Source organism: Acidaminobacter sp. (assembly GCF_030247605.1).
Classification (GTDB): Bacteria; Bacillota; Clostridia; order Peptostreptococcales; family Acidaminobacteraceae; genus Acidaminobacter.
Genome location: NZ_JAOTSB010000006.1, coordinates 119,511 through 128,275, shown reverse-complemented (window position 1 = coordinate 128,275; position 8,765 = coordinate 119,511). Strand labels below are relative to the sequence as shown.

Below are 8,765 nucleotides of genomic sequence, written 5' to 3'. Positions count from 1 at the left end.
AGATCAAAATAAATTTATGACAGCTAAGTACTTGATTCGCATTTCAAGATTTGGATAGAAATCCATTCCTCTGGAGTATGTACTAATAGTTTTGAACTTGGGGCGCAGGTCGTTCTTTGTTTAATTTCTTCACGGTGACCAAGTTAAGGACAATGCCCGCCAGGCACATTAGAATGGCAATAATAAAAGCGAGTGAATAATCACCATTATTCATAATTTTTATAACAGCAGCCATACGCGGCCCTATAAAAGCTGCAAATCCATAAGCCAGGAACATAATCCCAAAGTTGATGGGAAGGTTTTTTGATCCAAAAGTATCCGCAGTTAAAGAGGCGATCATTGACATAAAACCGCCATAACAAGTGCCTATGAACATAACCATCACTACAAAAAGATATTGCCCTGTAAAGTAAATCAAACCCAACAGTGAGAAGGCCGTAATGGCATATAAAAAATTAATCGTTTTCAGTCGGCCAATCCTGTCAGAAGTCCATCCCCAGAATAGTCTGCCAAGAGTATTACACAGCGCTAGGAATCCAAGCATAGCCGCAGCTTTCTGCGGCGTAAAATTCATGATTTCCTGAAACATTGGGGAGGCGTGTCCAATAATCATAACACCGGAGGTTGTCCCCGTTGTAAAGATCCCTGCCATTAAGTAGAATATCGGATCTTTCAGCATAGCCTTCCAATCCTTATCTGCTCCGTTAAAGGCTGCTGTGGTTTTCTTGGGTGTCCATCCCTTAGGGGCGTAGTCTTGCGGCGCGGTATCAATGAGTAACGAAAGCCCGCAAATAATTATTATGAAAGCAGTGCCAATAATCCTAAAACTAGGCATAACACCAAAATTCGAGATCAGTGCTGCAGCCAGCGGGGCAATGATGACCGCGCCACTGCCCATGCCAGCAGCCATAGCACCAGAACAAAATCCGCGTTTATCCGGGAAAAATCTGACCATATTGGACAGACTTCCTGAATAAACAATGCCAACACCCAGTCCAACGCCTATGCCATAAACTAAATATAACTGGGCAAGAGATTGGATTGATCCAGAAAAAAATACTGAACCACCCAAAAGAAGACCCCCTGCGAAAACAAGAGCACGCGGTGATATATAAGCTTGTGCCATACCAACCAATGCCATGGGTAAAGCGGAGACCCCCATGACCAAAGTGTACGCCAGAGATGCCTGAATCGCATTCCAGCCAAACTGTTGCATCAAAGGGTTTTGGAAAACACTCCATGCATAGCCAAAGCCAACGCAAATATTTATTACAACACCAGCGATCAGCATGATCCACCGTTTAGATTCATAATTCATGATTATTGCCTCCTGATCTTTGAGCAGTTCCTAAATTAGTTGTCCTCTTCACCTTGCATTTCTGCGAGCGCTTTAAACAATTCCACCGCAGTCTCGATGATTTCATCATTAAAATCATATTTAAAGGAATGTATGTTAGGGTAATCCATTCCATTGCCAATATAACAAATCGCGCCTTTAGTCTCCTTAAGATAATGACCAAAATCTTCAGAGCCCCGGAACGCCTCCGCCATTTCCACAACTTCAAAGCCCTTGCTGTCAGCGGCTTTTCTGATCTTGTCCGAGCTCTCTTTGTGATTAAAAGTCTCCGGGAAGTAATCCTGATAGGAGAAGCTGACCGTCATTCCCTGGTCTTCTGCCAGTGAGGATGCCAGCTTCTCGAGGTTTTGCTCCAGCCGGTCCATTTCCGCCTCATAAAGCGCGCGGATCGTCAGCAGAAGTTCCCCCCTGCTGGCATTGACACCAAACGCTTTCTCTCCCACATTAACCTGGATGACGGTACAAAGCACCATGCCCTCATTTTTTTCCGGTGCAATAAAATCAGGAATAGCGTCGATAATTTTCGCAAAGGCAAACGCCGGATTGACACCTTTCTCGGGCTCGCTGGCATGAGAAGGTCTTCCCTCCATTTGAATGATCATCCCTTTTGAAGCGCAGTTGCTCGCGCCATCAATGACATTAATGGATTTAAGGGCCATGCCGCTCATGTTGTGGTAAGCAAAGATTTCTTCAATGCCGTTTTCTTTTATGAACACAGCACATTCCGCCGCACCATCGCCGGTTTCCTCCGCGTGCTGGAAGAGAAAGAAGATATTCTTGTCAGCGCCCTTTTGATCTATTTCCAGAGCAAAGCCCGCCAGTGAAGCAGAATGACCGTCATGGCCGCATTTGTGAGAAATGCCGGGAAAAACAGAAGCATGAGGCAGCTCAATACCCTCGTTCATCTTAATGGCGTCGAAGTCCGCGCGGAATGCTATGTTCTTTTTGTGCTCACCTGCACGATACACGGCATAAAACCATCGGCCGCGGTCAATGATCTCCAGTTTTGTATTGGCTTTGAGAAAATCGATCAGGTGCTGCTTTGTCCACGTTTCATGATTGGAAAGCTCAGGGTGCTGATGAAGCTCGCGGCGCAGCCCTATCACCAGCGCCAGGTTCTGTTGTTCCAAAATGTCCAACCCCTTTATTTTCGCAAATAGTCTTTTGACCGGAATAGTTTGTGTGCATTAATTTGATGCTTACTAATGCAATATCGATGCCAATATAAAACTATTCCTCTTACGGCAAAGTTTCGCGAAAGACCAAGTCAGCCACTTATTGGCCCGCACCAGCCAAGCACTCTGAATTTGCAGGTGTGGCAGAGTTTGAGGCGCACGCACAAATCATTATTGTGATTGATTTCCTTTCATCTCACATTGTGGCTCATTGGATGAACTTATGAAATTCTGCCACTTCGTAAAAATGGTTATGTTGATTGTAAATTTATTTTTACAATTCAAATACCGAAAAGAACGCATCTTGCGATACTAATGCGCGATCACCCTGCTCATCATTCCCCCTTCCGCCTCACGCCAAAAAAACTGAATCCACAAATCCGGACTCAGTTTAATGTCACCCCTAAACAGGCTGCTAGGTCAGCGGGCCCCCTTCTCCACAAACCTGACCTTTGCCTTCATGAACCGCCTGATGATATGCCGCTCCTCATTAAATTCCCTGGACTCTATGAATAAGTTCGAAAAGGTCTCCCACATGAAAACCCATCCCCCTACAAACAAACCGTCCTCCATGATCCGGACTGCCAGCGTGTCCGCCTTAAAAGGCCCCATATAAGCAATGATGAAGAAAAAAATACCAAGGGCAAAGTATTTCATGGCTTCAAGCCGTTCCTTCTGAAGCTTTTTCTCATTTCGTATCTCCATATAGTCAAAATGGTGCTTCAGTGCACTGACTAAAATCTGCTCTTTTTGAGCATTCTTAAGGGATGTCGGAATGAAAAACTCAAAAATGATTTCATCGCGTTTCGGTATGTCTTCAACCGAATCCCACAAAAAGTCCAGAAACTCGTCTTCAATGTCCCGCATTTTAAACGGGGACGGGTCCCAGTCGTCAAAAACATCATCATAACTGTCCAGCCAGATCGGAATGATATAAGCGTCCGTCTCCTTGTCTCTGTAATAATTTTCAGTGAGCTTCTTCTTTTTTTTCTTCAGTTTCATCCGGATCACTCCATTCACTTCCGAAGTACCTCTTGAAGACTTTTGCCGATGGTCACCTGACCATCAACCTTACTTCCTCAAAATCTTATCCATGACCTTTCCCTTTGCCAGCTCATCAATCAGTTTATCCAGGTAACGTGTTTCGCGTACAATGGGATCCTCTATCTCCTCCACCCGAACGCCGCAAATCACACCTTTGATCAAATCCCGGGAAGGATTCATCTTTGGCGCCTGCGTAAAAAAGGTCTCAAAATCATTTTTTTGTTCAATTTGGGCTTCCAAATCCTCCAGGCTGTACCCTGTCAGCCAGCAGATAATTTCATCCACCTCCGCTTTGGTGCGCCCTTTTTTCTCCGCTTTAGCAATGTACATTGGATAGACGCTTGCAAAGGTCATTGTATAGAAACGATTTTTGTTCATTCTCCTACCTCACTTATAGGTTTTTGAAATTGGTTCTCATTTTACAATTATTGATACCCACTTGGTTTTGGAAGTACCCTTCCGGTCTTATTTTTGTCAAATAAAAGACCATTGTCAACTGACTAAACCCAAAATCAAAAGGGCTTAACACAAATTGACAATGGCCAAAAGGGGAACAAATTAGTGTCAGGTCGCAATCCCGGCTGTGAACATTTTCGCATTCACAATCTGCCTCTCGACCTCCGTAAAAGACGTACCTCCAAAACTATTTCTGTTGGCGATACAGTTTTCAACACTGAACTGGGACAAATTTTCAAGCTCGACAGGAAAACCAACTTGAATCAAATCAGCTTTCCCAACCTCCTCAAATGTCATCCCTCTGCTTTCGCAATATTTGACCAGCCTGCCGACGATCTCATGGGCCTCCCTGAATGGGATTTGCTGAAGGACCAGAAATTCTGCGAGATCAGTCGCTTCAATAAAACCTTTTTTCAGCTGCGCTCTCAGCACGTCCTCGTTGAATGTCATATGCTCCAGCATTCTGGCAAAGATAAACAGCGTCCGATCCAGCGTGTGGATGCTGTCGAAGAGCGCTTCCTTATCCTCCTGATAATCCTTGTTCAGCGTCAGAAAAGTACCCTTGAGCACCGTCAACAGCGTGACCAGGTTTCCAATCGCCCTGCCGGCCTTGCCTCTGACGAGTTCCGCAATATCCGGATTCTTCTTCTGAGGCATGATGCTGCTGCCTGTACAGAAGCTGTCGTCAATGGTAATAAAATTGAATTCTTGAGAGTTGAAGACAATGATCTCCTCTGCAAATCCGCTTAAATGGGTCATACATAGCGCTGCGTTGAAAAGGTATTCAGCTATGCCATCCCGGTTCGCGACAGTATCCATCGCGTTTTCTGAGGTTGCCGCAAACCCCAGCAGCCTGGAAGTGATCATGCGATCCGTCGGAAGCGTCGTCCCCGCCATAGCGCAAGCACCGAGAGGATTGACATCCAGTCGTCTCAAGGATTCCTGAAATCTCTCCACGTCCCGCTTCAGACCTTGAAAATGGGCCATGTAGTAAAATCCCGCCGTAATGGGCTGAGCATGCTGCAAATGCGTAAAGCCAGGCATAATCTTATGAGCCTCTTCCTCAGCTTTGATGGTAATGACTTCCAGCAAATCTTTAAGATGGCCAATAGTCTTCTTCACCGCATCCCGCAAAAACAGCGTTTCGTCCACGGCATTCTGATCATTTCGGCTTCGGGCAGTATGCAGATACTTTCCGGCTTCACCGATCTCTTTTATGAGCTCCTTCTCGATGATCATCATGATGTCCTCATCAAGAAAACTGAATTCAACCTCATTTCGGTCCAATTTATTCTCAACAACAGCCAGACCCCGAAGAATTTCCTCGCAAATGTCATGGCTCACTATGCCTTGCTCCGCCAGCATCCTGACGTGAGCTTTACTTCCCATAATACTGTATTGGTAAAGTTTGTGATCGAAGCTGATGGATTCGTTATAATCCGCGGTAAAGTGCTCCATCTGCTTTGAGAACCGTCCACCCCAAAGGTTAGACATGCAGAACGCCTCCTAGGCCGGTGTCTTTCGCCGCCCGTTTATTGTGACAAACAGAATCTATTGTTCACGGCTGATAGCCACAAGGGGATCGACATATGGGATACCATGCTTATCCGCTGTTTCTTTCAGCGTCAGCATGCCTTTGTAGGTCGTTAGCCCGCGCCTCAAATGAGGGTCTTTTTTCAGCGCCTCCACAATGCCGTGATTTGCGATTTCCAGCGCATAGGGCAGCGTTGCCGCGGACAGCATTTGCGACGCCGTCTCCGCGAATCCGGACGGGATATTGTCCACCGCGTAATGGAGGATTCCTTCTTCAAAATAGATCGGGGCGTCATGAGAGGTGCTTCTGCAGGTTTCAATAGCGCCTGCGTCATCGCAGGCGACATCAATGATCATAGCCCCGCTCTTCATGAGCTTTAAATCCTCTCTAAAGACCAAATGGTCCTTTCGAGTCTTAGGCCACAGGATGCAGTTGATGAGCACATCCGTACGCTTAAGGCAAGTCTCTAAATTTTCCCTGTTCGAATACAACAGTTCAACGTTGACCGGCAATTTAGCCTGTGCATTTTCCATTGCTTTTTTACTGATCTCCAGCATGGTCACCTTATTGCCGAAGGCCGCGGCAAGCTCAGCAGCCCCAATCCCCGACCATCCACATCCAATTATGGTGATCTCGGGTGTTGCTAAGCCAGCAACTCTACTGAGCAATAGCCCTCTGCCCCCATGAACGCTTTGAGAAAAATGAAGCGCTGCCAAAAACCCACCTTTCCCGGCTAGTATACTCATGGGTGCCAGCATTGGGAATTCCCCGCGCTCATCATCCACGTCCTCATAGCACAGTCCGGTTATGCCGCGTTTGAGAAGCTCTTCTGTCATTTCCCTGTGCGCGTTTGAATGCAGATAGGACAGCACGATCTGATTTTCGTGAAGCAGATCATATTCCGAAGCCTCTATTTCCTTAACCTTGTACAGTATGTCGCAGCCTTCGTAAAGCGCCTCTCGAGGCGTTATCTGCGCGCCGGCTCTGACATACGCCTCGTCTGGATATCCGCTGCCAAGACCTGCGGAAGGCTCCACAAGCACAGTATGTCCATTTTTCACAAACAGCGCTGCTGCAGAAGGTATCGCGGCAACGCGACATTCATTCTTCTTGATCTCTTTAGGTATGCCGATGATCATTGTTTCGCTCTCCCGTCTCAAATCAGCCAGTCATGACACCCATGACAGCCTTTGGTTTATCTGCCGTTGACAATATAACACGCCACAAAATGCTCCGGCGATGTCTCAACAAAGTCAGGGTCGCGCTGCGAACACTCAGGAACCGCATAGTCACACCGGGAGGCGAATCGACAGCCGGGTTTTACATTAACCGGACTGGACACTTCCCCTTTAATCAACTGGAATTCCTTATTGCGCATCCGGATATCAGGCTTTGGAATAGCCGCCAGCAGCGCTTTGGTGTAAGGGTGCTGCGGATTTGCAAACAACTCGTCCGAGGTCGCTCTTTCGACACATTTCCCAAGATACATGACCATAATGTCATCAGAGATGTGTTTGACCACAGACAGGTCATGAGTCACGAACATATAAGCCAAGCCAAGCTCATCCTGTATGTCCATTAAAAGGTTCAGGTTTTGCGCTTGTACAGAAACATCCAGCGCTGAAACCGGTTCATCGCAAACAATGAATTTCGGATTGAGTGACAACGCCCTGGCTATGCCTATGCGCTGACGGCGTCCGCCATCCAGCTCATGGGGATAAGAGTTCGCGTACCGTCTGGCCAGACCGACCATGTCCATAAGACCAGCTGCCTTGTTAAAGGTTTCCACTCTGGACTTGTAGAGTTTATGGATAAACATATATTCCGAGATGATCTCTATGACGGATTTCCTTGGATCTATGCACGAATAGGGATCTTGAAAAATGATTTGCATATCCTTTCGTACGGGTCTCATCTTGCTGACTGAGTATTTAGTTATATCATTTCCTTCAAACAGAATCTGTCCGGAGGTCGGCTCAAGCAATTTTAGGATGGTTCTGCCCAGCGTAGATTTTCCGCAGCCGGATTCCCCTACAACACCCAGGGTTTTTCCTGCATAGATCTTCATATTGATGCCATCCACCGCATGGAGATTCGAACCGCCTTTTAACTTAAACAGCTTGCGAAGCTCTACAGTTTCAAGTAAAGGTACAGTCTGATTATCATTCAGCATTTAGATCCACACCTGCCTTTGAATTGCCTGCCGCTTCAGAGAATAAGTAACACCTGATCTTGTGAGTCCCCTCTTCAAAAACACCCGGACGCGCTTCCAGACAGATCTCCATTTGGTGATTACAGCGCGGAGCGAATACACACCCTTTTGGAAGATTTGTCGGGTCAGGCATAAGCCCTGTAATAGGATTAAGGCGATCAGATTTAATATCGAGGTTCGGAATTGAATTGAACAGCCCCACCGTATAAGGATGGTGCTTGTCTCCTAAGAAAATATCCTCAGCAGTCCCCGCTTCGATAATGATGCCGGAGTACATGACCGCGACATCATCACAAGTTTGGGCTACGATTCCCAAATCATGGGTGATCATCAACATGGAAGTCCCCAGTCTGTCACGCAGTTCCCGGATCATGGTCAAGACTTGAGCCTGAATCGTGACATCCAGTGCCGTTGTCGGTTCGTCCGCGATCAACAGTTCAGGCTCACAGGAAAGCGCCATGGCAATGACCACGCGCTGCTTCATCCCTCCGGAAAACTGATGCGGGTAATCACCGCTTCGAGAAGGCATGATGCCTACCATATTGAGTGTGGCCGCGACGCGCTCGTTGATCTGTTCTTTTGACATGTCGGGATTATGCAGCTGAACCGCTTCCGCAATTTGATCACCTACCGTCAGAACAGGATTCAAACTTGTCATAGGATCTTGAAATACCATTGAAATTCGGTTTCCCCGTACGGACTGCATGTCGTGCTCGCTTTTTTTAAGGATATCTTCTCCATCGAAATAAATCTCACCCTGCAGAATCCGGCCGGTGATGGATGGCAGGAGTTTGAGAATCGACAGCGCTGTAGTCGTTTTTCCCGCACCCGTCTCGCCGACAAGACCCAGCGTCTTACCTTTTCCAATAGTCAGATCCAGACCATTGACAGCTTCAACTACCTCGAGATCCGTTTTGTAAATAACCTTGAGGTCTCTGATTTCAAGTATGTTTTGGATTTCTGTGTGCGCCATGAATAAACCTCCCG

8 protein-coding genes are annotated in these 8,765 nt (G+C 46.8%); all 8 read right to left on the bottom strand.

All coding sequences use genetic code 11. The annotated features are described in order from the left end of the window. Nucleotides 1–82 precede the first annotated feature (82 nt). The 8 genes from OEL90_RS04950 to OEL90_RS04915 all read right to left on the bottom strand — a co-directional run bounded on the left by OEL90_RS04950 (nt 83) and on the right by OEL90_RS04915 (nt 8,751). Nucleotides 83–1,318, bottom strand: a complete 1,236-nt coding sequence (locus tag OEL90_RS04950; protein WP_300687352.1) for an L-lactate MFS transporter — start codon at nt 1,316–1,318, stop codon at nt 83–85. A 35-nt stretch (nt 1,319–1,353) separates the two neighbouring features. Then, nucleotides 1,354–2,487, bottom strand: coding sequence for a M20 metallopeptidase family protein (locus OEL90_RS04945; RefSeq protein ID WP_300687350.1), 1,134 nt, complete (start codon nt 2,485–2,487; stop codon nt 1,354–1,356). 465 nt (nt 2,488–2,952) lie between these two features. Continuing rightward, a complete protein-coding gene (locus OEL90_RS04940; protein ID WP_291399784.1) occupies nt 2,953–3,534 on the bottom strand; it encodes a hypothetical protein in 582 nt (193 codons plus the stop codon). A 69-nt stretch (nt 3,535–3,603) separates the two neighbouring features. Further along, nucleotides 3,604–3,954 carry a DUF2200 domain-containing protein gene (locus tag OEL90_RS04935; protein WP_291399782.1) on the bottom strand — a complete coding sequence of 117 codons (351 nt, stop codon included), beginning with the start codon at nt 3,952–3,954 and terminating at the stop codon, nt 3,604–3,606. 186 nt (nt 3,955–4,140) lie between these two features. Then, nucleotides 4,141–5,526, bottom strand: a complete 1,386-nt coding sequence (gene argH / locus OEL90_RS04930; RefSeq protein ID WP_291399781.1) for an argininosuccinate lyase — start codon at nt 5,524–5,526, stop codon at nt 4,141–4,143. Nucleotides 5,527–5,583: 57 nt separating this feature from the next. Further along, nucleotides 5,584–6,705: an alanine dehydrogenase gene (locus OEL90_RS04925; protein ID WP_291399779.1), complete on the bottom strand. Its 1,122-nt coding sequence runs from the start codon at nt 6,703–6,705 to the stop codon at nt 5,584–5,586. Nucleotides 6,706–6,761: 56 nt separating this feature from the next. Beyond that, the gene (locus OEL90_RS04920) at nt 6,762–7,739 is read right to left on the bottom strand and encodes an ABC transporter ATP-binding protein (RefSeq protein ID WP_291399777.1); all 978 of its coding nucleotides are present in this window, start codon (nt 7,737–7,739) and stop codon (nt 6,762–6,764) included. Next, the gene (locus OEL90_RS04915; RefSeq protein ID WP_291399775.1) at nt 7,729–8,751 is read right to left on the bottom strand and encodes an ABC transporter ATP-binding protein; all 1,023 of its coding nucleotides are present in this window, start codon (nt 8,749–8,751) and stop codon (nt 7,729–7,731) included. The genes OEL90_RS04920 and OEL90_RS04915 overlap by 11 nt, the downstream gene beginning before the upstream one ends. Nucleotides 8,752–8,765 lie beyond the last annotated feature (14 nt).

Excerpts from the sequence above, each read along its gene's own strand:
- OEL90_RS04950 (WP_300687352.1), bottom strand. The coding sequence starts at position 1,318 with ATGAATTATGAATCTAAACGGTGGATCATGCTGATCGCTGGTGTTGTA.
- OEL90_RS04940 (WP_291399784.1), bottom strand. The coding sequence starts at position 3,534 with ATGAAACTGAAGAAAAAAAAGAAGAAGCTCACTGAAAATTATTACAGA.
- OEL90_RS04935 (WP_291399782.1), bottom strand. The coding sequence starts at position 3,954 with ATGAACAAAAATCGTTTCTATACAATGACCTTTGCAAGCGTCTATCCA.
- argH (WP_291399781.1), bottom strand. The coding sequence starts at position 5,526 with ATGTCTAACCTTTGGGGTGGACGGTTCTCAAAGCAGATGGAGCACTTT.
- OEL90_RS04925 (WP_291399779.1), bottom strand. The coding sequence starts at position 6,705 with ATGATCATCGGCATACCTAAAGAGATCAAGAAGAATGAATGTCGCGTT.
- OEL90_RS04920 (WP_291399777.1), bottom strand. The coding sequence starts at position 7,739 with ATGCTGAATGATAATCAGACTGTACCTTTACTTGAAACTGTAGAGCTT.
- OEL90_RS04915 (WP_291399775.1), bottom strand. The coding sequence starts at position 8,751 with ATGGCGCACACAGAAATCCAAAACATACTTGAAATCAGAGACCTCAAG.